21 protein-coding genes and 2 tRNA genes are annotated in these 22,823 nt (G+C 65.6%); 9 read left to right on the top strand and 14 right to left on the bottom strand.

Annotation, left to right across the window (positions count from 1 at the left end):
• The first annotated feature begins 1 nt into the window (after position 1).
• The 3 genes from iolD to GFS60_RS11555 are packed head-to-tail and all read left to right on the top strand — an operon-like array spanning position 2 to position 3,967.
• The gene (iolD, locus tag GFS60_RS11565) at positions 2 to 1,954 is read left to right on the top strand and encodes a 3D-(3,5/4)-trihydroxycyclohexane-1,2-dione acylhydrolase (decyclizing) (RefSeq protein ID WP_159921343.1); all 1,953 of its coding nucleotides are present in this window, start codon (positions 2 to 4) and stop codon (positions 1,952 to 1,954) included.
• Positions 1,955 to 1,988: 34 nt separating this feature from the next.
• Positions 1,989 to 2,894 (top strand): sugar phosphate isomerase/epimerase family protein, encoded by a 906-nt coding sequence (locus GFS60_RS11560; RefSeq protein WP_159921341.1) that lies wholly within the window; start codon positions 1,989 to 1,991, stop codon positions 2,892 to 2,894.
• A gap of 23 nt (positions 2,895 to 2,917) precedes the next feature.
• The gene (locus GFS60_RS11555; RefSeq protein ID WP_159921339.1) at positions 2,918 to 3,967 is read left to right on the top strand and encodes a Gfo/Idh/MocA family protein; all 1,050 of its coding nucleotides are present in this window, start codon (positions 2,918 to 2,920) and stop codon (positions 3,965 to 3,967) included.
• Between the two features lie 33 nt (positions 3,968 to 4,000).
• Here GFS60_RS11555 and GFS60_RS11550 read toward each other — a convergent pair whose 3' ends face one another.
• From GFS60_RS11550 to GFS60_RS11520, 7 genes are all read right to left on the bottom strand, one after another.
• Positions 4,001 to 5,935 (bottom strand): sugar phosphate isomerase/epimerase and 4-hydroxyphenylpyruvate domain-containing protein, encoded by a 1,935-nt coding sequence (locus GFS60_RS11550; protein WP_159921337.1) that lies wholly within the window; start codon positions 5,933 to 5,935, stop codon positions 4,001 to 4,003.
• 7 nt (positions 5,936 to 5,942) lie between these two features.
• On the bottom strand, positions 5,943 to 6,383 hold the full coding sequence (gene aroQ, locus GFS60_RS11545) for a type II 3-dehydroquinate dehydratase (protein WP_159921335.1): 441 nt from the start codon (positions 6,381 to 6,383) through the stop codon (positions 5,943 to 5,945).
• A 68-nt stretch (positions 6,384 to 6,451) separates the two neighbouring features.
• Positions 6,452 to 7,732 carry an ATP-dependent Clp protease ATP-binding subunit ClpX gene (clpX, locus tag GFS60_RS11540; protein WP_109328853.1) on the bottom strand — a complete coding sequence of 427 codons (1,281 nt, stop codon included), beginning with the start codon at positions 7,730 to 7,732 and terminating at the stop codon, positions 6,452 to 6,454.
• A 242-nt stretch (positions 7,733 to 7,974) separates the two neighbouring features.
• A complete protein-coding gene (locus tag GFS60_RS11535; protein WP_109328851.1) occupies positions 7,975 to 8,637 on the bottom strand; it encodes an ATP-dependent Clp protease proteolytic subunit in 663 nt (220 codons plus the stop codon).
• A 47-nt stretch (positions 8,638 to 8,684) separates the two neighbouring features.
• Positions 8,685 to 9,272: an ATP-dependent Clp protease proteolytic subunit gene (locus tag GFS60_RS11530; protein ID WP_109328849.1), complete on the bottom strand. Its 588-nt coding sequence runs from the start codon at positions 9,270 to 9,272 to the stop codon at positions 8,685 to 8,687.
• Positions 9,273 to 9,456: 184 nt separating this feature from the next.
• Positions 9,457 to 10,833: a trigger factor gene (tig, locus tag GFS60_RS11525; protein ID WP_159921332.1), complete on the bottom strand. Its 1,377-nt coding sequence runs from the start codon at positions 10,831 to 10,833 to the stop codon at positions 9,457 to 9,459.
• A 61-nt stretch (positions 10,834 to 10,894) separates the two neighbouring features.
• Positions 10,895 to 10,971: transfer RNA gene (locus tag GFS60_RS11520), tRNA-Pro, on the bottom strand.
• Positions 10,972 to 11,110: 139 nt separating this feature from the next.
• Between GFS60_RS11520 and GFS60_RS11515 the strand changes: the two genes are divergently transcribed.
• Together GFS60_RS11515 and GFS60_RS11510 are read left to right on the top strand one after the other, a co-directional pair.
• A tRNA-Gly gene (locus tag GFS60_RS11515) sits at positions 11,111 to 11,184 on the top strand.
• 213 nt (positions 11,185 to 11,397) lie between these two features.
• The gene (locus GFS60_RS11510) at positions 11,398 to 12,198 is read left to right on the top strand and encodes a DUF1542 domain-containing protein (protein WP_159921330.1); all 801 of its coding nucleotides are present in this window, start codon (positions 11,398 to 11,400) and stop codon (positions 12,196 to 12,198) included.
• A 45-nt stretch (positions 12,199 to 12,243) separates the two neighbouring features.
• Here the strand turns inward: GFS60_RS11510 and GFS60_RS11505 are convergent, their stop codons facing one another.
• Both GFS60_RS11505 and GFS60_RS11500 read right to left on the bottom strand, forming a co-directional pair.
• Positions 12,244 to 13,041 (bottom strand): Fpg/Nei family DNA glycosylase, encoded by a 798-nt coding sequence (locus GFS60_RS11505; RefSeq protein WP_159921328.1) that lies wholly within the window; start codon positions 13,039 to 13,041, stop codon positions 12,244 to 12,246.
• A gap of 13 nt (positions 13,042 to 13,054) precedes the next feature.
• Positions 13,055 to 13,528, bottom strand: coding sequence for a ribose-5-phosphate isomerase (locus tag GFS60_RS11500; RefSeq protein ID WP_159921326.1), 474 nt, complete (start codon positions 13,526 to 13,528; stop codon positions 13,055 to 13,057).
• 68 nt (positions 13,529 to 13,596) lie between these two features.
• Here GFS60_RS11500 and GFS60_RS11495 point away from each other — a divergent pair, with 68 nt between their 5' ends.
• A complete protein-coding gene (locus tag GFS60_RS11495; protein WP_159921324.1) occupies positions 13,597 to 14,574 on the top strand; it encodes a M48 family metallopeptidase in 978 nt (325 codons plus the stop codon).
• Positions 14,575 to 14,581: 7 nt separating this feature from the next.
• Here GFS60_RS11495 and GFS60_RS11490 read toward each other — a convergent pair whose 3' ends face one another.
• Entirely contained in the window at positions 14,582 to 15,211 is a 630-nt protein-coding gene (locus GFS60_RS11490) for a DsbA family oxidoreductase (RefSeq protein ID WP_159921322.1), read from the bottom strand.
• A gap of 147 nt (positions 15,212 to 15,358) precedes the next feature.
• Between GFS60_RS11490 and GFS60_RS11485 the strand changes: the two genes are divergently transcribed.
• Together GFS60_RS11485 and pepN are read left to right on the top strand one after the other, a co-directional pair.
• Positions 15,359 to 16,597 (top strand): NAD(P)/FAD-dependent oxidoreductase, encoded by a 1,239-nt coding sequence (locus GFS60_RS11485; protein ID WP_159921320.1) that lies wholly within the window; start codon positions 15,359 to 15,361, stop codon positions 16,595 to 16,597.
• Between the two features lie 73 nt (positions 16,598 to 16,670).
• Positions 16,671 to 19,250 (top strand): aminopeptidase N, encoded by a 2,580-nt coding sequence (gene pepN / locus GFS60_RS11480; protein ID WP_159921318.1) that lies wholly within the window; start codon positions 16,671 to 16,673, stop codon positions 19,248 to 19,250.
• A gap of 102 nt (positions 19,251 to 19,352) precedes the next feature.
• On the opposite strand, the gene dinB is transcribed toward pepN, so the two are convergent.
• The 4 genes from dinB to GFS60_RS11460 all read right to left on the bottom strand — a co-directional run bounded on the left by dinB (position 19,353) and on the right by GFS60_RS11460 (position 22,203).
• The gene (dinB, locus tag GFS60_RS11475; protein ID WP_159921316.1) at positions 19,353 to 20,579 is read right to left on the bottom strand and encodes a DNA polymerase IV; all 1,227 of its coding nucleotides are present in this window, start codon (positions 20,577 to 20,579) and stop codon (positions 19,353 to 19,355) included.
• Positions 20,580 to 20,728: 149 nt separating this feature from the next.
• The gene (locus GFS60_RS11470) at positions 20,729 to 21,208 is read right to left on the bottom strand and encodes a DUF5130 domain-containing protein (protein WP_109328834.1); all 480 of its coding nucleotides are present in this window, start codon (positions 21,206 to 21,208) and stop codon (positions 20,729 to 20,731) included.
• Complete coding sequence (ctaJ, locus tag GFS60_RS11465) at positions 21,195 to 21,455, bottom strand: aa3-type cytochrome oxidase subunit CtaJ (RefSeq protein ID WP_159921314.1); 261 nt, start codon at positions 21,453 to 21,455, stop codon at positions 21,195 to 21,197. The genes GFS60_RS11470 and ctaJ overlap by 14 nt, the downstream gene beginning before the upstream one ends.
• 76 nt (positions 21,456 to 21,531) lie before the next feature.
• The gene (locus GFS60_RS11460; RefSeq protein WP_201453553.1) at positions 21,532 to 22,203 is read right to left on the bottom strand and encodes an HNH endonuclease; all 672 of its coding nucleotides are present in this window, start codon (positions 22,201 to 22,203) and stop codon (positions 21,532 to 21,534) included.
• Between the two features lie 187 nt (positions 22,204 to 22,390).
• Here GFS60_RS11460 and GFS60_RS11455 point away from each other — a divergent pair, with 187 nt between their 5' ends.
• Complete coding sequence (locus GFS60_RS11455; protein WP_159921312.1) at positions 22,391 to 22,786, top strand: globin; 396 nt, start codon at positions 22,391 to 22,393, stop codon at positions 22,784 to 22,786.
• Positions 22,787 to 22,823 lie beyond the last annotated feature (37 nt).

The following is a 22,823-nucleotide window of genomic DNA, read 5'->3' as shown; positions in this document are numbered from 1 at the left end:
CGTGGTGTCCACCGCGCCTCGATCGGCGAACGAAGATCCCGACGCCGAGGGCACCGTGCACCTCACTGTGGCCCAGGCGGCCCTCAGGTTCCTCGAAAACCAGTATGTGGAGCGGGACGGCGTACGGAACCGGTTCTTCGCCGGTTGCCTCGGCATCTTCGGCCACGGCAACGTGGCCGGTGTGGGACAGGCGCTGCTGCAGGCGGAGATCGACGCCGCCGAAGCCGGGACCATACCCGAGTTGCCCTACGTGCCCGGCCGCAACGAGCAGGCGATGGTGCACACAGCCGTCGCGTACGCACGCCAGAAGAACCGCCTGCAGACGTGGGTGGTATCCAGCAGTGTCGGGCCGGGCTCGACCAACATGCTTACCGGTGCGGCACTCGCCACGATCAACCGGTTGCCGGTGCTACTGCTGCCTGCCGACACATTCGCGACCCGTGCGAGTGCCCCGGTTCTCCAGGAACTCGAATTGCCGTCCAGCGGTGATGTCACCGTCAACGACGCCTTCAAGCCGCTGTCGCGATACTTCGACCGGGTGTGGCGCCCGGAGCAGCTGCCCGCGGCGCTGCTCGGAGCGATGCGCGTGCTGACCGACCCGGCCGAAACCGGCGCCGCCACGGTCGCTATTCCGCAGGACGTTCAGGCACACGCATTCGACTGGCCGCGCTCGCTCTTCGCCCCGCGCACCTGGCACGTCGCGCGGCCCCTGCCCGAACGGTCCGTGCTCACCCGCGTTGCGGATATCATTCGCTCGGCACAGAATCCGCTCATCATCGCCGGTGGTGGTGTCATCTACTCCGGTGCGACCGACGCCCTCGTAGCGTTCGTCGAGCAGACCGGCGTCGCTGTCGGTCTGACGCAGGCAGGCAAGGGATCGCTCGCTTCCGATCACCCACAGTCGCTGGGAGCCATCGGCTCGACCGGAACCACGGCAGCCAACACGTTGGCCGCCGATGCCGATGTGGTCATCGGCATCGGTACCAGGTACAGCGATTTCACGACGGCGTCGCGGACCGCGTTCGCACACCCGAACGTGCAATTCGTCAATATCAATGTGGCATCGCTCGATTCGGTGAAACAGGGCGGAGTCAGCGTCATCGCGGATGCTCGAGAGGCCCTCGAGGCGCTCGGCCCCTTGCTCGGCGACTATTGCGTGTCCCAGGAGTACCGCACTTGGACACGCGAGCTCGTATCCCGCTGGGAAGCGAAAGTCGAGTCGGTGTACCGCATCACCGACGACACTCGGCAGGTGAACCAGAGCCAGGTGATCGGCTTGGCGAACACCCTGTCGGACCCACGTGACGTCGTGGTCGGTGCCGCCGGTTCCCTGCCCGGCGACCTCCACAAGCTGTGGCGGACGCGCGATGCGAAGGGCTACCACGTCGAATACGGCTTCTCCTGCATGGGATACGAGATCGCCGGCGGAGTCGGCGTCAAAATGGCCTGTCCCGACCGCGACGTCTTCGTCATGGTCGGTGACGGTTCGTACCTCATGATGGCCACCGAGCTGGTGACTGCAGTGCAGGAAAATCTCAAGCTCATCGTCATCCTGGTGCAGAATCACGGTTTCGCCTCGATCGGATCGCTCTCCGAGTCGGTGGGATCCCAGAGATTCGGCACAGAGTACCGTCGCCGCGGCGGATCGGGCCGGCTCGACGGCGAAGTACTCCCGGTCGACTTGGCAGCCAACGCAGCCAGTCTCGGCGTAGATGTCATTCGCGTGAAGACAGCTGCGGAGTTCGCTGACGCCGTCAAAGTCGCGAAGGCCGGCGAGACGACTACTGTCATTCACGTGGAAACCGATCCGCGTTCCCCTGGCCCGGACAGTGAATCCTGGTGGGACGTTCCGGTGTCTTCCACGTCCACGCTCGACTCGACCCGAACCGCCTACGAGACGTACGCACAGTGGAAGAAGATCCAACGCCCCTTCCTGCGGCCCTCCGGAAACTAGAGCGACTACCCAAGAACTCGAAAGGAGCCCCGACATGAGCGCCATCCGCGTCGGATCAGCCCCTGATTCCTGGGGTGTCTGGTTCGCCGACGACCCGCGGCAGATTTCTTACGACCGCTTCCTCGACGAGGTGTCCGCGGCCGGTTACGAATGGATCGAACTGGGCCCGTACGGCTACCTGCCCACCCAGCCGGAGAAGCTGCGTGACGAACTCGACGCCCGCGGCCTGAAACTTTCCGCCGGGACGGTGTTCGAGCACTTGCATCGACCCGATTCCCGGGAAGCCGTCTGGTCCCGGATCGAGGAAGTCGCCGCCCTCACTGCGGCTGTCGGTGGCCGGCACGTCGTCGTGATCCCCGAGATGTGGCGCGATCCGGGCAGCGGCAAGGTCCTCGAAGATCGCAGCCTCACCACGGAGCAATGGACGAAGAAGACCGCAGGAATGAACGAGCTGGGCAAGCGAATGTTCGAGCAGTACGGCGTCGAAGCCCAGTACCACCCGCACGCCGACAGCCATATCGACACGGAGGAGCGGGTGTATCGTTTTCTCGATGCCACCGACGAAAAATTCGTCAATCTGTGCCTCGACACCGGGCACATCAGTTACCGCGGTGGCGACAATCTCGCGATCATCGAGCGCGCGGCCGAGCGTATCGGCTACTTGCACCTCAAGCAGGTCGATCCCGAGGTCCGGGCCACGGTCGAAGCCGGCGACCTGCCGTTCGGTGAAGCCGTGCAGCTCGCCGTCATGATCGAGCCTCCGCTGGGAATCCCGGACATGCCGTCTGTCCTCGCGGCGATCGACACGCTCGATATAGACGTATTCGCCATCGTCGAGCAAGACCTCTATCCCTGCGCCCCCCACGTCCCCTTGCCGATCGCGCAACGCACTCGAATGTATCTGGAGAGCTGCGGGATAGGTTCCGTTCGCTTCCACTGACAACGTCAGGAGTTCGTTCCCCGATGACCGCAAGCCGGAGCCTCCGCATCGCCGTACTGGGCGTCGGAATGATGGGCGCCGATCACGTCAGACGCATTACCTCCACAATTTCCGGTGCCCGGGTCGCGGTGGTCAACGACTACGTCGTCGAGAAGGCTGCGCGACTCGCCGCGACCATCCCGGATTGCCGCGTCGTCGAAGATCCGCTCGATGCGATCGCGGATCCGGACGTCGACGCCGTACTGCTGGCCAGTCCCGGCCCGGCCCATGAGAAGCAACTGCTTGCGTGCCTCGAGCACGGCAAGCCGGTGATGTGCGAGAAGCCCCTCACGACCGACGTCGCCACATCACTCGAAGTGGTCGCGCGTGAAGCGGAACTGGGCACGAAGCTCATACAAGTGGGTTTCATGCGCCGATTCGATCCCGAGTACCGGCAACTCGCGGCCCTCCTCCACTCGGGCCAATTGGGTCGCCCCCTGCTCCTGCACTGCATCCACCGAAACCCGAGCGTGCCAACTCATTTCGACAGCGCGATGATCGTCAAGGATTCGCTGGTGCACGAGGTCGATGTGACCCGCTTCCTGCTGAACGAGGAGATCTCCTCCGTTCAGATCATCACGCCCAGACCCAACCCGCGAGCACCGGAGGGCCTGCGGGATCCGCAGATCGCTCTGTTCACCACCACGTCCGGCATGCACGTCGACGTGGAGGTGTTCGTCACCACCGGGGTCGCCTACGAGGTCCGGACAGAGGTTGTCGGGGAATCGGGTAGCGCAATGATCGGTCTCGACGTAGGACTGATTCGTACGAGCACGCCCGGCATTCGAAGCGGTCGGATCACGCGGACCTTCACGGAGCGGTTCGGGCAGGCCTACGACATCGAGATTCAGCGGTGGGTCGATGCTGTCCGCTCGGGATCCAGGACGGGCAACTATATCGACGGGCCGGACGCATGGGACGGTTACGCGGCCGCCGCAGTGTGCGCTGCGGGGGTCGAGTCACTCGAGACCGGTGAGCGCGTCACGGTGGAGATGGTCCAGCGAACCACGATCCGGAGTCCGGACCGCCGGTAACTGACGCCGCGCCCGCCCCTCAGCCGGCCACCCTCAGCCGGCCGCCCGCAGCTGGGCGGCCAAGCGCATCGCCGAGTTGGCGTCGCCGTAGCCCTCGTACCCGCCGATCCGCTGCACCACCTCGAAGAACAGGTCGGCGCCCACCGTCCTGGTGAACACGTGGAAGAACTCCCCGTGCGGATCGGCGTCGTACATGATGCCCGAACTGCTCATCCGGTCCAGCAACTCCCGCGACAGCCCGAACCGGGCCTCGAGGTCGTCGTAGTAGTTCGGTGAGATCGACAACGGCTCGAACCCGTTGGACTGCATCGCGGCCGCCGCGGTGAAAATGTCGCTGCACGAGAACGCCACATGGCTGATCCCACCACGCCTGGTCGCGGCGATGTGCGAATTGCCGGGCGCTGCGCCCGGAACCATGTTCAGGGAGATGCGCAGCGGCCGGTCGACACCGTCGGCACCCGTCTGATCCATCGTCAGTGCCTGACTGCGCATCATTCCGACCGCGTCGGTGACGTCGAGGCCCTCGTGCGGCGCCATCGCAAACACCGACCGCAGCAGCAGCATGATGCCGTCCCAGTTGTCGGACGGCACCGCCAGGGCCACATGATCTACACCCGTGAAGACGGGAACGTCGTCCTGCCACCGCGACTCGGTGGGATACAGGTCGAACGCCGATTGCCACGCAGCCGCACTCCCGGGCCCTCGCAGGTCCAGCGAGGTGGCATCGGTGATTTTCAGCCGCACTACGTCTGACTCGGGAGCCGTGTCCACGCCCGGCAACTGAACCTCGTGCACCGGCACCTCGAGCGCTGCCGCCCGCTCACCCCATGCATCCGGGTCGCTCGACCGGATGCCGATCTGGGTGAGCACCGGCAAGTGCGCAGGCAGGCCGGGGGCAGTCCACACGGTGCCGGCCGTGGCGTCGACGACGACGGTCAACGGCCCGTGCCGCCACAACTGGAGGTCGTGGTTGCGATGCCGCCCCGCTAGCTGAAAACCGATGTGCTGCAGTGCCTGCCGCAGGTCCGCTTCTTTGCCGGGACCCGCCGCGAGGCGCAAGGACACGATTCCCTCGAGCGGCGCGCGGGGCGGTGGCCGGAAGAGGACGGGCCCGCCGTCGGCCTCTTCGCCGCGTTCCGCCAGAACCCGGCCGACTTCCTCCTGCAGATACAACAACGAACGGTGAGCGTCTGCCGCCGTGCGGCCGGTGGACGACTGGCGGAACGTGTCGTTGAATATTTCGAGTGACCACGGGCCCTGGTACCCCGCCGCCTGCACGTGCGCGCCGAACGCCGCAAGGTCGAAGTTTCCTTGCCCCGGGAAGTTCCGGTGATGCCGACTCCACTGCAGGACATCCATCGACAGGCGTGGTGCGTCCGCGAGTTGCAGGAAGAAGATTTTCTCGCCCGGGATGTCGCGGATACCCGAGGGGTCGTCGCCGCGCGAGAGGATGTGGAAGCTGTCGAGACAGGTTCCGAGGGCGGGATGGTCCGCGTCCGCCACGATCTTCCACGCATGACGATAGGTGTTGACGTGCGTTCCCCAAGCCAGCGCCTCGTACGCGATCCGCAGTCCACGGGCGTGCGCACGTTCGGCAAGAGTGTGGAGTTGCGCGGTGAGAAGACCGTCGTCGCGTACCGCCTCCGGCAGCGGAGACGAGCAGACCAGCATGGTGTCGCAGCCGAGCTGCTCCATGATGTCGAATTTGCGTTCGGCCCGGACCAGGTTGCGGGCGAAGGTGGCATCGTCCGTCGAATCGAGGTCACGGAACGGCTGATAGAGATCTAGTGTGAGCCCGAGATCAGCTGCGCGGGTTGCGAGTTCACGTGGAGACCACGGCGAGCTCACGAAGTCCGGTTCGAACACCTCGAACCCGTCGAAACCCGCGGCGGCGATCGCGGCGACCTTCTCCTCCAGCGACCCACTGAGGGAGACGGTGGCGACACTTGTCCGGATCCGCTCTGCCACGACGTACTCAGCCCTTGTTGCAGATGAAGTCGACGGCCAGCCCGTACCCGAGAATTCCCAGCCCGGCGATCACGCCGGTGGCAATGCCGGAGACGTACGAGTGTCGCCGGAATTCCTCGCGCGCGTGAACATTGCTGATGTGGACCTCCACCAACGGCATCTCGAGCGTGACGAGTGCATCGCGTAGCGCCACCGAGGTGTGGGTGTATCCACCGGGGTTGATCACCACACCCGACGCAGTGGTCCGCGCTTCGTGCACCCAGTCGATCAGTTGGCCCTCGTGATTGGACTGACGAGCCACGATCTCCCGACCGGCCCGCGCAGCCGAGGTGCGACAGAGTTCGACGACGTCATCGAGCGTCTCGGATCCGTACACCTCGGGCTGGCGCTGCCCGAGCAGGTTCAGGTTGGGGCCGTTCAGAACGAAGATCGGTCCTGGAGCTGTCATCGCGCGCGTTACCTCCGTATGTACGAACTAGTGAGTTAGTCCGCAATCAGGATACAGCGCGCCTTCGCCTACGCGGACTTGTCCCGGCGTTCCCCGCGGTCGGGCTTGCGCGGAACGATGGTCGGCAGAACGTTGTCGTTGACCGTTTCGGCGCTGACCACGACCTTTTCGACATCGTCGCGACTTGGGATGTCGTACATGACCGGGAGAAGAACTTCTTCCATGATCGCACGGAGACCGCGGGCACCGGTGCCACGAAGAATCGCTTGGTCGGCGATGGCCTCGAGCGCGTCCGTGGTGAACTCCAACTCCACGCCGTCCATATCGAAGAGCCGGTTGTACTGCTTGACCAGCGCGTTCTTCGGCTCGGACAGGATCTGGACGAGTGATTCCTTGTCGAGGTTGGTGACCGACGCCACCACCGGCAAGCGACCGATGAATTCGGGAATCAGACCGAACTTGATCAGGTCCTCGGGCATGACCTCAGCGAAGTGGTCTTGCGTATCGATCTCCGCCTTGGAACGCACCTCGGCGCCGAAGCCGATTCCGCGCTTGCCGACCCGGTCGGAGACGATCCGCTCGAGTCCGGCGAAGGCGCCGGCCACGATGAAGAGCACGTTGGTGGTGTCGATCTGGATGAATTCCTGATGGGGGTGCTTACGCCCGCCCTGAGGAGGCACGCTCGCCTGCGTTCCCTCGAGGATCTTCAGAAGCGCCTGCTGCACGCCTTCACCGGACACATCGCGTGTGATCGACGGGTTCTCGCTCTTGCGGGCGATCTTGTCGACCTCGTCGATGTAGATGATGCCGGTCTCGGCGCGCTTGACGTCGTAATCGGCGGCCTGGATCAGCTTGAGCAGGATGTTCTCGACGTCTTCACCCACGTAACCGGCCTCGGTGAGTGCCGTGGCGTCGGCGATCGCGAACGGGACGTTGAGCATCTTCGCCAACGTCTGAGCAAGGTAGGTCTTGCCACAGCCGGTCGGGCCGAGCATGAGGATGTTCGACTTGGCCAGCTCGACCGTCTCACCACGCGCGTCACGACCCTTGTCACCGGCCTGGATGCGCTTGTAATGGTTGTAGACGGCGACAGCGAGGGTCCGCTTGGCGGCGTCCTGGCCGATCACGTAATTTTCGAGAAAGTCCCGGATCTCGGCAGGCTTCGGCAGCTCGTCGAGCTTCACCTCGCTGGACTCTGCCAGCTCCTCTTCGATGATCTCGTTGCAGAGGTCGATGCACTCGTCGCAGATGTACACCCCAGGCCCCGCAATGAGCTTTTTGACCTGCTTCTGGCTCTTACCGCAGAAAGAGCACTTGAGCAGATCCCCGCCGTCACCGATGCGTGCCATCTCGTCAGGTCCCTACTTCCCTCGTTTACGTGCAACCACCGAATCCCGACGACACGCGTGCTGCGCACCACCGAAAAACGAAAGCCCGTTATGTGACCGTACCCGCAGATCGCGAGCGAGGTCGACTGGTTGTCGGTGATTCGCTCGCCGATCTTCCGGGAACGCCAGCCTTACCGACGCCGCACCCGGCCCGTCGCAACTCCACCCTCACGGCGTGTCGCCCGAGCCGGGGCGGCAATACATCACTTCTGGGCGCTGAGTTTGCGGTACTCGAGCACGTCGTCGATGATCCCGTATTCCTTCGCCTCTTCGGCGGTGAGGATCTTGTCGCGATCGGTGTCCTTGCGGATCACATCCGGCGTCTTGCCGGTGTGCTTCGACAGGGTCGTCTCCATCAGGCGGCGCATGCGCTCGATCTCGGCTGCCTGAATCTCGAGGTCGGACACCTGGCCCTGGATGCCGCCAGAGGCCGGCTGGTGGATGAGGACGCGAGCGTTCGGCAGCGCCAGGCGCTTACCGGGCGACCCGGCCGCCAGCAGCACGGCCGCCGCCGACGCCGCCTGACCCAGGCACACCGTGGTGATGTCGGCGCGCACGTACTGCATGGTGTCGTAGATCGCCATCAACGAAGTGAACGAACCACCCGGGGAGTTGATGTACATCGTGATGTCGCGATCGGGGTCGAGCGACTCCAGGACGAGCAACTGAGCCATCACGTCGTTGGCCGAGGCATCGTCGACCTGGACGCCGAGGAAGATGATGCGCTCCTCGAACAGCTTGTTGTACGGGTTGGACTCTTTGACGCCATAGCTCGAGTGCTCGATGAACGACGGCAGAATGTAGCGCGACTGCGGGGCGGCGGGCGCCTGGCCTCCCAGGTTGCGGGGATCGAACAGGTTGGTCATCAGTTCTCCAAGGATGTGTGGGACGCGGGGAGGGTCAGGGGCCGGATTCAGCTACCGGTTCCACCCGCCTGGCGTGCGCGGGAGACGACGTGGTCGACGAAGCCGTATTCGAGAGCCTCATTGGCGGTGAACCAGCGGTCGCGGTCGGAGTCGGCGGTGATCTGCTCGACGGTCTGACCGGTGTGCTCGGCGATCAGCTCGGCCATCTCACGCTTGGTGTGGGCGAACTGCTCGGCCATGATCGCGATGTCACTGGCGGTGCCCCCGATACCGGCGGACGGCTGGTGCATCATGATCCGGGCGTGCGGGAGAGCGTAACGCTTGCCCTTCGCACCGGCGGAGAGCAGGAACTGACCCATCGAGGCGGCAAGACCCATTCCGAACGTGGCAACGTCGCACTCCGCGAACTGCATCGTGTCGTAGATCGCCATTCCGGCGCTGACCGAGCCGCCGGGCGAGTTGATGTAGAGGGAGATGTCCCGATTGGGATCCTCTGCCGACAGCAGCAGGATCTGAGCGCACAGCTTGTTCGCGATGTCGTCGTCGACCTGGGTACCGAGGAAGATGATGCGCTCGCGCAGCAGGCGCTCGTACACCGAATCGCTGAGGTTCAACCCAGCGGTGGCTGAAGTCATGGCGGGACTCTGCAAAGTCTCCAGGTGATTGGAAGTCACGGTACCTGCCTTCTCCGTAAATCGTTGATTGCTGACACAGACACTAACGAAGGAGGGCGGCACCGGAGTCCCGGTGCCGCCCTACTTCGCTCAAAGCGGAAAACAACTCACCGCCGAACATGCGGGAAACACCCCGCGACCAGCGTTAGCTCTGGTCTTCGCCCTCGGCGGAATCCGCGGCGGGCTCATCGGTTTCGGTCTCGCCGTTGCCGAACAGTTCCGCAGTGTCCACGGTGGCACCCGTGGTGTCGGTGACGGTGGCCTGCTCGACGACACCGGCGAGAGCCTTGCCGCGGCGCACGTCGGCGAAGACGGCACCGAGCTGGCCGGCCTGCTGGATCTGCTGAATGAACTGCTCCGGAGCCATGCCGTAGCGCTGGGCCTGGAACAGGATGCGCTCGGTGAGTTCGTCCTGGCCCACAGTGACGTCGGACGCGTCGGCGATGGCGTCCAGCAGCAGCTGGGTCTTCACCGAGCGCTCGGCGCTCTCCTTGGCGTCCTTGTCGAAGTCTTCGCGGCTGGTGCCCTGCTCCTCGAGAGCCTTGTTCAGGGCGTCCTCGTCGTGGTCGAGGCTGTGCACGGCGTCGTGCAGTGCCGCGTCGACCTCGGCCTTGACGACGGCCTCGGGCAGCGGAACCTCGACGGTCTCCAGCAGGGTCTCGAGGACCTTGTCGCGGATCTGCCCCGCCTGCTCGACCTTACGAACCCGTCCGACGCGCTCGCGCAGGTCGGCCTTCAGCTCATCGAGGGTGTCGAACTCGCTTGCCAGCTGAGCGAACTCGTCGTCCTCGGCCGGGAGCTCGCGCTCCTTGACGGTGCCGACGGTGACGGTGACGACGGCTTCCTTGCCCGCATGATCACCGGCGACGAGTGTCGAGGTGAACTCCTTGGACTCGCCGGCGGAGAGACCGATGACGGCCTCGTCGAGGCCCTCGATCAGCTGACCGGAGCCGACCTCGTGCGACAGTCCGCTCGCGGTGGCCTCGGGAACGGCCTCACCGTCGACGGTGGCCGACAGATCGATGGAGATGAAGTCGCCGTCCTGAACCGGACGATCGACGCCGGTGAGGGTGCCGAAGCGCTGACGCAGCGACAGCAGCTGCTCCTCGACGGCCTCGTCGGTGATCTCGATGGGATCGACGGTGACGCTGAGTTCGCTGTAGTCGGGCAGCGTGATCTCGGGACGCACGTCGACCTCGGCGGTGAACTCGAGGAGCTCGCCGTCCTCGATCTTCGTGATCTCGATCTCGGGCTGACCGATCGCCTTCACCGCAGCCGTGGTGACGGCCTCGGAGTAGCGGGACGGGAGTGCATCGTTGACGACCTGCTCCAGGACGGCTCCACGTCCGACACGAGCTTCGAGCAACTTGGCCGGTGCCTTGCCCGGACGGAAGCCGGGGAGACGGATCTGTTGCGCGAGGGCCTTGTAGGCCTTGTCGAAATCAGGCTTGAGCTCCTCGAAGGGCACCTCAACGTTGATACGGACTCGCGTCGGGCTGAGCTGCTCGACGGTGCTCTTCACGGACTGGCTCCTTCGTGTGGTCGTGCTCTTTACTGTGCGGCAGTTGCCTGCCCTGTGGTTCTGGTCGGGGTGACAGGATTTGAACCTGCGACCCTCCGCTCCCAAAGCGGATGCGCTACCAAGCTGCGCTACACCCCGGTCCGAGCAGGCTCTCGCCAACCTCGCGAGGACCCGAGGAAGAATCCTACGGCCCCCCGATTATGAAATCCAAAGCGGGATTGGGTACAGTCTGACATCGCAGACGACATGCATGGCGATCCCAGGTTGTCGTATGCACGGGGATGTAGCTCAATGGTAGAGCCTCAGTCTTCCAAACTGATTACGCGGGTTCGATTCCCGTCATCCCCTCCACACAGGAGCGTTTCCCCTCGCGGAAGCGCTCCTTTTTCGTGCTCTGGTGGCCGGGGCACGCAATCCACGACCTTGTGACATGCGTCACAAACTTGGAGATCTCGTTCCCCGACCGTTCCCGCGTTCGCCCAACGCGTAATCCCCGGTTTCCTCGGTAGGCTGGGAGTTGTCCGATTCGTCCTGACGACGGCCGCTCGGCCCTTGGAGGCTCTCGTGGAACTCCTACTCATCCTCGTGATCATCGCCGCGGTCGGGTTCCTGGTCGTGCGAGGCCGCAACACACGTGCGGAGCAGACGGCACACCAACTCGAGGATGCCAAGGCGGACGCCCGGCAGGCCATCGAGCGTCTCGGCGGACAGGTCTACAACCTCGTCGGTTCGGACGACGCGTCCAAGCAGGCGCTGGCCGACGCGTCCGAGCGCTACATCGCCGCTGGGTCGCAGATCGATCAGGCCGACACCCCGACACAGGCACGTCTCGCCAAGCAGACCGCCCTCGAGGGTCTGTATTACATCCGCGCCGCGCGCATCGCGATGGGGATGGACCCCGGGCCCGAGATTCCCACCCTCGAAGGCCAGAAGGTGGCCGGTCAGGTCACCGAGGACCGGGAGGTCGACTTCGAGGGGCGTCAGGTAGCCGCGTCACCGAATCCCTCGCCGAGAACCCCCAATTACTACCCCGGCGGTCGAGTCGCGGGCCGCCCCGTCCCCGCCGGCTGGTACTCGGAGCCGTGGTGGAAACCGGCGCTCATTGCCGGTGCCTGGGGCGTCGGCTCGATGTTCCTGTTCTCCGCGATGTTCTCCGGAATGTCGGGGGTGGCGTACGGCGCCCAGGACTGGGAAAGCGGTCAGGGCGACGCCGCTGCCGACACCGGAGACTCGGGCGGGGACGGTGGAGATGGCGGCGACACCGGCGGCGATATGAGCGGCGACGCCGGCGGCGACATGAGCGGCGGCGGCGATGGGTTCATGGGCTTCGGCGGCGACGGCGGTTTCGGCGGTTTCGACATCTGAGTCGCCGTCTCGTGACCGGGAGTTGGTGTGCGCGACGCCGCCGGGTCAGGACGGCTGGCAGGTGGGACACCAGAAGAGGTTGCGCCCCTTCATGACCGAATGGGCAACCGCTGTTCCACAGATCCGGCACGGCTCCCCTGCCCGACGATAGACATAGGTTCGGGGACGCCCCTTCGCGTAGGGCGGTTCGCCGTGGTCGTCTTCGGGCCGGACCACATGAATCTGACCGCGGCGCACCGACAGCTTCATGAGGTCGACGAGATCGGCCCACACTGCGTCCCACTCGTCGTGGGACAGTTCGCGGCCGGGCCGCTCGGGGTGGATCGAATGCCGGAAGAGCACCTCCGCCCGGTAGACGTTGCCGATTCCTGCGACGACGGCTTGGTCCATGAGCAGGGCTCCGATTGCCGTCTTCGACGAGGAGATCCGCTTCCACGCCTTCTCGGGATCTGCGTCCGTGCGGAGTGGATCAGGTCCGAGCCTGGCCTCCACAGCGGCGACCTGAAGTTCGTCGTGCAATTCACACGCGGTGGGACCTCGAAGGTCGGTGCCGAACTCGGCACCGACCATCCGCATCCGGACCTGGCCGACCGGCGGGTCCATCGGAACGGGCGTTTCCGTGAAGGTGCCGTAGAGACCGAGGTGAACGTGGACGGCGAACCCGCCCTCGTAGTGATGCCACAGATGCTTGCCCCACGCCTCCGCCTTCAGGAGGACGCGCCCGTCGAGAATCGCCGCCTCTTCCGCGAACCTGCCCTGCGGGCTGGACACCCGCACCGGAGCACGACCGAATCGGCGCTGATGCAAGCGTGCCAGCCGGTGAAGTGTGGGGCCCTCGGGCATGGAAGTTCTCTCGTCAGGCCTCGGGCACTGCCGGGGCGACGCCGGTCTTCTCGTACTCGGCGAGGATGTCGATCCGGCGCTGGTGCCGCTCCTCGTTCGACCACTCCGTGGTGAGGAAGGCGTCGACCATCGCCAGGGTCTCCTCGAGTGAGTGCATGCGTCCGCCGATCCCGATCAGCTGGGCGTTGTTGTGCTGACGCGCCAACTGAGCCGTCTCCACGCTCCACGCGAGCGCGCAGCGGGCGCCGGGCACCTTGTTGGCTGCGATCTGCTCGCCGTTGCCGCTGCCGCCCAGAACGATGCCGAGACTGCCCTCGTCCTCGACCACCCGGCGAGCCGCCTCGATGCAGAAGGCGGGGTAGTCGTCGACGGCGTCGTAGACGTGAGCACCGCAGTCGACGGCCTCGTGACCGGTGGCGGTGAGGTGTTCGATGATCTCGTTCTTACGTTCGAATCCGGCATGGTCGGCACCCAGGTATACGCGCATGACTGGAGATTCTGTCAGGCGGTGGGAGCGAATCGTCTCACGACCCCGGTGCGCCTATCGTGATCAGCATGTATCCCGACAACGGACAGAACTGGGGACACGTGCATCCGGGACACCTGCCGGCATCCGGGCAGCCGCAGTGGAACAGCGGAATGGGATGGACACCTCCCCCGCTGCCTGCCCCGGGGTTGATGCCGAACGACCGCCCGGCGCGGCATTCGTGGGAGATTCCGCTTCTGGTGTGCGCCGTCGCCCTCACCGTCGTGGCCTACACGGCGGCGATCGTGTCGCTCGTACTCGGTGTGGTCTCCACCTGGGTTGTGGTCGTACTCGTCGCCCCGATCCTCATCGCCATCGCTCGCGGGCAGTTGTACGGCTCGCAACAGGTGAACGGCATCAAGATGACGCCCACCCAGTTCCCGGACGGTTACCGCATGGTGGCCGAGGCGGCGGCACGGTTCGGAATGGCCGAGCCGCCCGACGCCTATGTGGTGCTCGGGAACGGCCGGATCAACGCGTTCGCGTCCGGGCACGGATTCCGACGTTTCGTCGTGGTGTACAGCGACCTCTTCGAGATCGGTGGGGAGGCGCGCGAACCGGACGCCCTCGCCTTCATCATCGGCCACGAGGTGGGACACATCGCGGCGGGTCACGCCTCCTACTGGCGGCAGCTGGGACAGTTCGCGGCCAACTACATTCCCGTCGTCGGATCGGCGCTGTTCCGGTCCATGGAGTACACCGCGGACAATCACGGCTTCTGCGTGCGGCCCCAGGGCGCTCGCGGCGCGATGGGCGTCCTCGGTGCGGGCAAATACCTCGTCAGCGTCGTCGGCTTCGACGAACTCGCCGATAGGGCCACCACCGAACGCGGATTCTTTCCGTGGTTCGTCAATCTGCTGTCCGGACATCCGGTTCTCACCTGGCGGGCGGCAGCGCTGCGTAACCGCACCCGACACGGGCATCTCTTCGTCAAGCCCGGCCAGATCTACCGCGATCCGCAGCAGCTGCAGTACGCGATCGACCCGGCCGGGCCCGCCCGGATGTGAACGAACCTCAGTCGAACTGAGGGTCTTCGGTGCGCGTGCGCTTGAGCTCGAAGAAGTGCGGGTAGCCGGCCAACGCGACAGCGCCGTCCCACACCTTGCCGGCGTCCTCACCGCGCGGAATACGTGAGAGCACCGGGCCGAAGAACGCGACACCGTTGACGTGGATGGTCGGTGTTCCGACATCGGGTCCGACGGCGTCCATGCCCGCAGCGTGGCTCTCACGCAACGCGGTGTCGTACCGGTCCGACTCGGCTGCGCCCGCAAGCTCGGCGGGCAGTCCCACCTCGGCGAGAGACTTGACCACGACGTCGGCGAAATCCTTGTTGCCTTCGTGGTGGATCTTCGTGCCCATCGCCGTGTACAGGGGCAGCAGAATGTCGTCGCCATGCTGCTGCGCAGCCGCGATCAGCACTCGCACCGGCCCCCACGCCTTCTCCATCAATTCCTGATACTGCTCGGGCAGGTCCCGACCTTCGTTGAGAACCGCCAGGCTCATCACGTGAAAGTTGGCCTCGATGTCACGGACCTGCGCGACCTCGAGGATCCATCGGGACGTGATCCAGCACCAGGGGCACAGCGGATCGAACCAGAAATCCGCGGTGTCCTTCGTGGTTCCAGCGTTCGTACCAGCACTCACGTGTTACTCCTTCTCGGTGGTGTCGTCGGCCCATTCCAGGTCTACGGGTGTCAACACGGAGTCGCGGCCAATCCTTCCCGCCGGTCCCCTGCGCCGCAGTAGGGTCGAGATGATCAGCCAGTGGCACCGGCTGGAAGGGAGTTCCCCATGTCTTCCACTCGTACGTTCATCGTCGTCGGCGGTGGTCTCGCAGGCGCGAAAACCGCGGAGGCGTTGCGCGCCAGAGACTTCGACGGTTCGATCATCCTCCTGTCCGAGGAGGATCACCTCCCCTACGAGCGGCCTCCACTGTCGAAGGAACACTTCGCAGGCAAGAAGGCGCTCGCCGATTTCATCGTGCACCGCGGCGACTGGTACCGCGACCACCATGTGGATCTGCGGCTCGGCACCGCTGCCACCGCCCTCGATCTCGCCGCCCACACCGTGACGCTCCCGGACGGTTCGACCCTCTCGTACGACAAGCTGGCACTCGCCACCGGCTCCCGGTCTCGCCGGCCACCCATCTCGGGGTCGGACGCTGCAGGGGTTCACTACCTTCGCACTGTCGACGAGTCCGACGCCCTCATCGAAGCAGTCGGCGAGCACGGCCGTCTGGTCGTGATCGGTGCCGGCTGGATCGGGCTCGAAGTCGGCGCGTCGGCCCGGGAACGAGGCGCCGACGTCACACTGGTGGAGGCTGCGGAGGTCCCGCTGAGCGGCTCGATCGGCCCGGAGATCGGGACGGTCTTCGCGGAGCTGCATCGCGAGCACGGCGTCCACTTGCATCTGGCCGCCAAGGTCGAGGAAATACTGGTCGAGGACGGCCGGGCAACCGGCGTGCGACTCGGCGACGGCACCGTGCTGCCCGCCGACGCGGTCCTGGTAGCGGTCGGCGCCGCCCCGAACATCGAACTCGCCGAGCAGGCGGGACTCGACGTCGACGGCGGCGGCGTCCTCGTCGACGCAGGACTGCAGAGCAGTGATCCCGACGTCGTCGTCGTGGGCGACATCGCCGCGCATCTGCATCCTCGGCTCGGAACACGAATCCGGGTCGAGCACTGGGCGAACGCGCTGAACCAGCCCGCAGTCGCCGCAGCGACGATGCTCGGCCACACGGCGCAGTACGACAACCTGCCGTACTTCTTCACCGACCAGTTCGACCTCGGCATGGAGTACGTGGGATACGCACCGCACGATTCCTACGACCGGGTCATCGTGCGCGGCGACTACGCCACCCGCGAGTTCATCGCTTTCTGGCTCGATTCCGGTAACCGGGTGCTCGCCGGAATGAACGTCAATATCTGGGATGTGACAGATCAGATCAAGCAACTGGTGTCCTCGTCGGCTCCGGTCGACCCCGACCGTCTGGCCGATCCGGCAGTCCCTTTGGTCGACGTCTCCGGTTAACGGCCCCGGTCCACTCGTGATGGGATGGCAGCATCGAGTACGAGCACCGCCGCCCATCCCCGAGGAGACCTCTGTGGCCCCACCGAACCTGACCCGCGAGCAGGCAGCCGAACGCGCCCGGTTGCTGACCGTCGACAACTACCTCATCGAACTCGATCTCACCGACGGGGCCGGGAAGCCCGGTGTGGAGACGTTCAGCTCACGCACCACCGTCACCTTCGGCGCCGTCGCCGGCACGTCCACCTTCATCGACATCGTTGCGGCCCGTGTGCATTCGGCCACCTTGAACGGTTCACCTGTCGACGTGGCGGACTACGACGAGGCCACCGGTATCGCGCTCACCGACCTGTCCGAGCAGAACGAACTGGTCGTGGAGGCCGACTGCGTCTACTCCCATACCGGGGAGGGACTGCACCGATTCGTCGATCCCACCGATCAGGCCGTCTACCTGTACTCGCAGTTCGAGACTGCCGACGCCAAGCGAATGTTCGCCTGCTTCGATCAGCCGGATCTGAAGTCGACGTTCGATGTGCACGTCACCGCCCCCGCCGACTGGAAGGTGATCTCGAACTCTGCCACCGTCGAATCCGTCAAGGCCGAGGCCGGACGCCATCTCTTCCGCACCACCCCGAAGATGAGTACCTACCTGGTGGCGCTCATCGCCGGACCCTACGCCGAGTGGACCGACACGTACTCCGACGAGCACGGTGCCATTCCTCTCGGAATCTTCTGCCGCGCCTCGCTTGCCGAGCACATGGACGCCGAGCGCCTCTTCACGGAAACGAAGCAGGGCTTCGACTTCTATCACCGCAACTTCGGCACGCCCTACGCGTTCGGCAAATACGATCAGCTCTTCGTGCCCGAGTTCAACGCCGGGGCAATGGAGAACGCCGGCGCCGTCACCTTCCTCGAGGACTACGTGTTCCGGTCCAAGGTGACCCGGGCGTCGTACGAACGCCGGGCCGAGACCGTACTGCACGAGATGGCGCACATGTGGTTCGGCGACCTCGTCACCATGCGCTGGTGGGATGACCTGTGGCTCAACGAGTCGTTCGCCACCTTCGCATCGGTGCTGTGCCAGAGCGAGGCGACCGAGTACACCAGCGCGTGGACGACCTTCGCCAATGTCGAGAAGTCGTGGGCCTACCGCCAGGACCAACTGCCGTCCACGCACCCGATCGCCGCCGACATCCCCGATCTCGCCGCCGTCGAGGTGAACTTCGACGGCATCACCTACGCCAAGGGCGCGTCCGTCCTCAAGCAGCTCGTCGCCTACGTCGGGCTGGAGCCGTTCCTGGCGGGGCTGCGGGACTACTTCCGCGAGCATGCGTTCGGCAACGCGACGTTCGACGACCTGCTGGGCGCGCTCGAAAAGTCCTCGGGCCGCGACCTGTCGGACTGGGGTGCGCAGTGGCTCAAGACCACCGGCCTCAACATCGTGCGCCCCGACTTCGAGGTGGACGCCGACGGTAAGTTCACTCGCTTCAGCGTCATTCAGGAAGGTGCCGCACCGGGTGCCGGCGAGCGCCGCGTGCACCGCATCGCCGTCGGCGTCTACGGCGATCGAGACGGCAAGCTGGTGCGTACCCATCGGGCCGAACTCGACCTCGAGGCCACGGAACGCACCGACGTCGCCGAACTGGTGGGTGTGGAGCGGGGCCAACTGATCCTGGTCAACGACGACGACCTCACCTATTGCTCGGTGCGCCTCGATCCGGACTCCCTCGCCACGGCCATCGAGCGGATCGGGGACATCGCGGAATCGCTCCCCCGCACCCTCGTCTGGTCCGCAGCGTGGGAGATGACACGTCAGGCAGAGCTGAAGGCACGGGACTTCGTCGCTCTGGTGCAGCGCGGCATCAGCGCCGAAACCGAAGTAGGTGTGGTGCAGCGGCTCCTGATGCAGGCGCACACCGCGCTCGGAAGCTACGCCGACCCCGAGTGGGCGAAGGAGCACGGGTGGCCCGACTTCGCGAACCGGCTCCTCGAACTGGCTCGGGAGGCCGAGGCAGGGTCGGACCACCAGTTGGCGTTCGTGAACGCGCTGACCGGTGCGCAGCTGTCGGCGTGGCACACCGAGGTCCTGCAGGAGCTGCTCGACGCGGAACCCGACACCGTCGGGCTGCCCGGCCTCGTGGTCGACACCGATCTCCGTTGGCGGATCGTGGGGGCACTGGCCGGAGCCGGTGAGATCGATGCGGACGACGTCGAATCGCCGTTCATCGACGCCGAAGCCAAGCGCGATCCCACGGCCGCAGGGGCCCGCCAGGCTGCGGCCGTGGCCACGCTCCGGCCGCAGGCGGCCGTCAAAGAACAGGCCTGGACCAAGGTGATCGGCGACGACTCGCTGCCGAACATCACCGCCCGCGCCATCATCGGCGGGTTCTCCGGACCGGGTCAGTCGGAGCTGCTCGAGCCGTACGTGGCCCGCTATTTCGCGGACATTCCCGCGGTGTGGGAGCGGCGGTCGAGCGAGGTGGCACAGACCGTCGTGGTCGGCCTGTACCCGTCCTGGTCGATCAGCGAGAAGTCGGTGGCAGCGGCCGACGAGTTCCTGGCCGGTGACCACCCGCCCGCTCTACGCCGGCTGGTGGTGGAAGGCCGCGCGGGCATCGTCCGCTCCCTGGCAGCGCGCAAGTTCGACGCGAGCTGACCGCGTCGCGGGGCGAATGGATCTTTCGACGCGTCAGGTGCGCCGAAAGGTTCCTTCGCCCCGCAGTGTCCGTTGAGGACGACGAGCCTGTCAGAGGACGTGTCAGTCCGGCAGGATCGGCACCGAAATGCCGGGGTCCCTGCCGAGGAGTACGGCACGCGTGACGGCCGAAGACCCGAAGCGGTCGCGGACGCTGTCGAGTGTGGTGTCGAGGGAACTGCTGGAATAAGGGTCGAACGGCAGTACCAGCTGCTGCGGGCAATCGTCCTCGAGATTCGCGACGGCGACACCGACGAGGGTGATTCCCTTCGACTCGATCATCGGCATCGCCTTGTCCAGCAAGCCCCGCGCCGAGAGAAGAATGGTCTGCGTCTGCGCCGACGGCTGCACGAGAGTATGCGAACGGGTGACCCGCGTGAAGTCGTCGAAACGCAGTCGGAGTATCACCGTCCTCCCGACCCGCCGACCGCGGCGAAGCCGGCGCGTCACCCGATCGACCAAGGTGACGAGGGCAGCGTCGACGTCCTCCCGCGACTTCGGGCGCCTACCGAGGGCGTGCTGGGCGCCCACCGATCTCCGCCTTCGTCCGACCTCCACCGGACGGGGATCGCGGGCCCACGCGAGCGCGTGTAGGTGGTGCCCCGCGGCCGGGCCGACGATGGTGACCAACACCTCTTCCGGGTAGTGGGCCAACTGACCCACTGTCCCGATCCCCGCGTCGCGGAGCTTTCCGGACGTGATGGCACCGACGCCCCACAGCCGTTCGACCGGCAACGGATGGAGGAACTCCAGTTCCCGATCGGGCGGCACGTGCAACAGGCCGTCGGGCTTTCCCACCGCACTCGCAACCTTCGCGAGAAATTTGGTGCGGGCAACGCCGACGGTGATGGGCAAGCCCACCTGCTCGCGCACCTCGCGGCGCAGTCGTGCGGCGATCTCGACCGGAGTCCCCGCGATCTTGCGTAGGCCGGCGACGTCGAGGAAAGCCTCGTCGATCGACAGGCCTTCCACGAGCGGGGTGGTGTGCGCGAACACGTCGAACACGGCCTTGCTCGCGGCCGCGTACGCCGACATACGCGGAGGCACCACGACTGCATGCGGGCACAGGTGAAGCGCCCGAGACGCGCTGCCGGCCGTGCGAACCCCGTAGGCCTTTGCCTCGTAACTGGCTGCCAGTACGACACCGCCCCCCACGATCACCGGCAGGCCACGCAGGCTGGGATCGTCTCGCTGCTCCACCGAGGCATAGAACGCATCGAGGTCGGCATGCAAGATGGTCGCGTCGGGACCGCTCGAGATCCGGGGGCGCGAAGACGACGACACGAACATATGTTCGCATCGACCACCGACAGAAGTCGAGTGTCCTCCTCGCGGAAGGCGCTCGACCCCCTCCCGGCACCTGTTCGACAGCCGACGGCCCGGCGCGGTTCAGTGGACTGAATCTCGCCGGGCCGTCGGAAAAGCAGGTACTACCGGAGTTACGGGGAAGAGATCGCCGCACTCATCACGCGGATCGCGCTGACGAGTCCGTCGATCAGATCGCCGTCGCCGAACGAGGCGACGGCGGCGGTGGCGCCGAGCTGGGCAACACGGTCGGTCACGCGATCGGCCACCGCGACGCCGCTGCGGATCTCGACCGTCCGCTGGTTCGGCGAGACTGCGATCAGAACGGAACGCTCCGCCTCCGGCGTGCTCGGGAACAGTGCATCCGCTCCGACAGCGGTGTCGACGCCGAGATCGCCGATGTAGGCGTTGAACCGTACCTTCGTCTTCCGGGTGCCTTCGGTGAGAGCATCGTCGAGGCGGACGAGTTCGTCCGTCGTGAACGGCAGGTCGTCCTCGAAAGGCTCACCTGCGCGGTGCACGCCCGAGATCCGGCCACTGGCCGTCACCACGTGGCCCACGGGCAGATCTTCCTCGGATACCCGGGACGCGGGAATCAGATCACCACTTGCCACTTGCCCTGCCTCCAATCAGATCTGCCGAGCCGGCCACAGCGGAATGGTGCCCCCCGTGGTGACCATGGGTGGTCACCTCGTCGACGGCACTCCACAACACGGGTGCGTGCGTCCATTCCTCACCGAGGTGGAATGCAGGCGGCACGGGACCGGGCGTCTCCTTGCCGACGAACGACATCGCCGCGAAGAAAGCGGTGATCAACGCCGGGATTCCTACGAATATCAGCACTGTCTCGAGAATGCTCACACGGCAAACGGTAGCCGAGAACCGTGTGCGACGAAGCGTCAGGGCCGAAGTTCTCCGCGAGCGAGCGACCGGAGTGTCAGGCTGCGCCTTCGCCCAGGTAGGGCATCCACGAAGGATGGAGATCTTTGGTGGATGCCAGCAGACGCCAGTGCGGACCCGAGGGCGGTACCAGGGCGGCCCGCAGCGTCCATCCGAGTTCGCTGAGGAGTTTGTCCGCCTTGCGATGGTTGCACGGCGCGCAGCAGGCCACGCAGTTCTCCCACGAGTGCTCCCCACCGCGGCTGCGGGGAACGACGTGATCGACGGTCTCCGCTTTGGCCCCGCAGTACGCGCAGCGGAACCGGTCGCGGTGCATGAGTGCCGCACGGGTCATCGGGATGCGGGCGCGATAGGGCACACGGACATAGTTCCGGAGACGGATCACGGACGGTACCTGCACCGACCACTGCTCGGAGTGCACGACCGGCGCCTGCGGATCTTCGTGGACCGTGTCGGCTTTTCCGCAGGTCATGAGGACGACTGCGCGTCGGGCCGGGAGGGCGGTGAGGGGCTCATAGGTGACATTGAGCAGCAGCACCCGACGCTTGACCCAGAGGGGTACCGCGTTCTCGACCGGGAAAGAAGGCCCTGCGCGCTGCGCGGAGCCTTCGGTAATCACTTGTAGTGCAAACGCCCCTGACACCTCGGCACTCCGGGCATCAGTGGGCACACGTTGTCGGTGCGCGCGGGCGCTGTGTCGATTCTTCATGCGACCTCCGAGAGATTGCCACCAAGTGCATCATGAAATGCCTGCCCGTGCACGCCCATTTTTCGACAAACTTGCAGGGACGGCGGATGAACGGACGGTGACGCCGCCGTGGAAACGCCCTGCCGGGAACGGCCGGGGTATCCGGCGGCACGAGTTCCCCGAAGGCACGTGCACAATGGGAGATGCCATGACTGACGTGCAGCAGACCTTCTACGAGGCGGTGGGCGGAGCGGAGACGTTCCGCAAGCTCACCGCGCGGTTCTACGAGGAAGTCGCCAACGACGACATCGTCCGGCCCCTGTACCCGGAGGAAGATCTGGGTCCGGCCGAGCGCCGGATGCGTATGTTTCTCGAGCAGTACTGGGGTGGACCGCACACCTATTCCGACGAACGGGGACATCCGCGCCTGCGGATGCGCCACCACCCCTTCAAGATCGGCCCCCTCGAGCGCGACGCCTGGCTGCGATGCATGCACACGGCCATTGCCTCCATCGATTCGGAAACCCTGGACGACGCACATCGGCGCGCCCTGACCGACTACATGGAGATGGCTGCGGCGTCGATGGTGAACTCCGCGTTCTGAACGGGCGCCGCGTCGATTCCGCCGGTCGACTCGTGGT

The organism is Rhodococcus sp. WAY2, assembly GCF_009859915.1.
Classification (GTDB): domain Bacteria; phylum Actinomycetota; class Actinomycetes; order Mycobacteriales; family Mycobacteriaceae; genus Rhodococcus_F; species Rhodococcus_F oxybenzonivorans.
This window is presented reverse-complemented; position numbering and strand designations above follow the sequence as displayed.

Coding starts and splice junctions, on each gene's coding strand:
- GFS60_RS11560 (WP_159921341.1), top strand. CDS start 1,989: ATGAGCGCCATCCGCGTCGGATCAGCCCCTGATTCCTGGGGTGTCTGG.
- GFS60_RS11555 (WP_159921339.1), top strand. CDS start 2,918: ATGACCGCAAGCCGGAGCCTCCGCATCGCCGTACTGGGCGTCGGAATG.
- aroQ (WP_159921335.1), bottom strand. CDS start 6,383: ATGACAGCTCCAGGACCGATCTTCGTTCTGAACGGCCCCAACCTGAAC.
- clpX (WP_109328853.1), bottom strand. CDS start 7,732: ATGGCACGCATCGGTGACGGCGGGGATCTGCTCAAGTGCTCTTTCTGC.
- GFS60_RS11535 (WP_109328851.1), bottom strand. CDS start 8,637: ATGACCAACCTGTTCGATCCCCGCAACCTGGGAGGCCAGGCGCCCGCC.
- GFS60_RS11530 (WP_109328849.1), bottom strand. CDS start 9,272: ATGACTTCAGCCACCGCTGGGTTGAACCTCAGCGATTCGGTGTACGAG.
- GFS60_RS11505 (WP_159921328.1), bottom strand. CDS start 13,041: ATGCCCGAGGGCCCCACACTTCACCGGCTGGCACGCTTGCATCAGCGC.
- GFS60_RS11500 (WP_159921326.1), bottom strand. CDS start 13,528: ATGCGCGTATACCTGGGTGCCGACCATGCCGGATTCGAACGTAAGAAC.
- GFS60_RS11495 (WP_159921324.1), top strand. CDS start 13,597: ATGTATCCCGACAACGGACAGAACTGGGGACACGTGCATCCGGGACAC.
- GFS60_RS11485 (WP_159921320.1), top strand. CDS start 15,359: ATGTCTTCCACTCGTACGTTCATCGTCGTCGGCGGTGGTCTCGCAGGC.
- dinB (WP_159921316.1), bottom strand. CDS start 20,579: ATGTTCGTGTCGTCGTCTTCGCGCCCCCGGATCTCGAGCGGTCCCGAC.
- GFS60_RS11460 (WP_201453553.1), bottom strand. CDS start 22,203: ATGAAGAATCGACACAGCGCCCGCGCGCACCGACAACGTGTGCCCACT.
- GFS60_RS11455 (WP_159921312.1), top strand. CDS start 22,391: ATGACTGACGTGCAGCAGACCTTCTACGAGGCGGTGGGCGGAGCGGAG.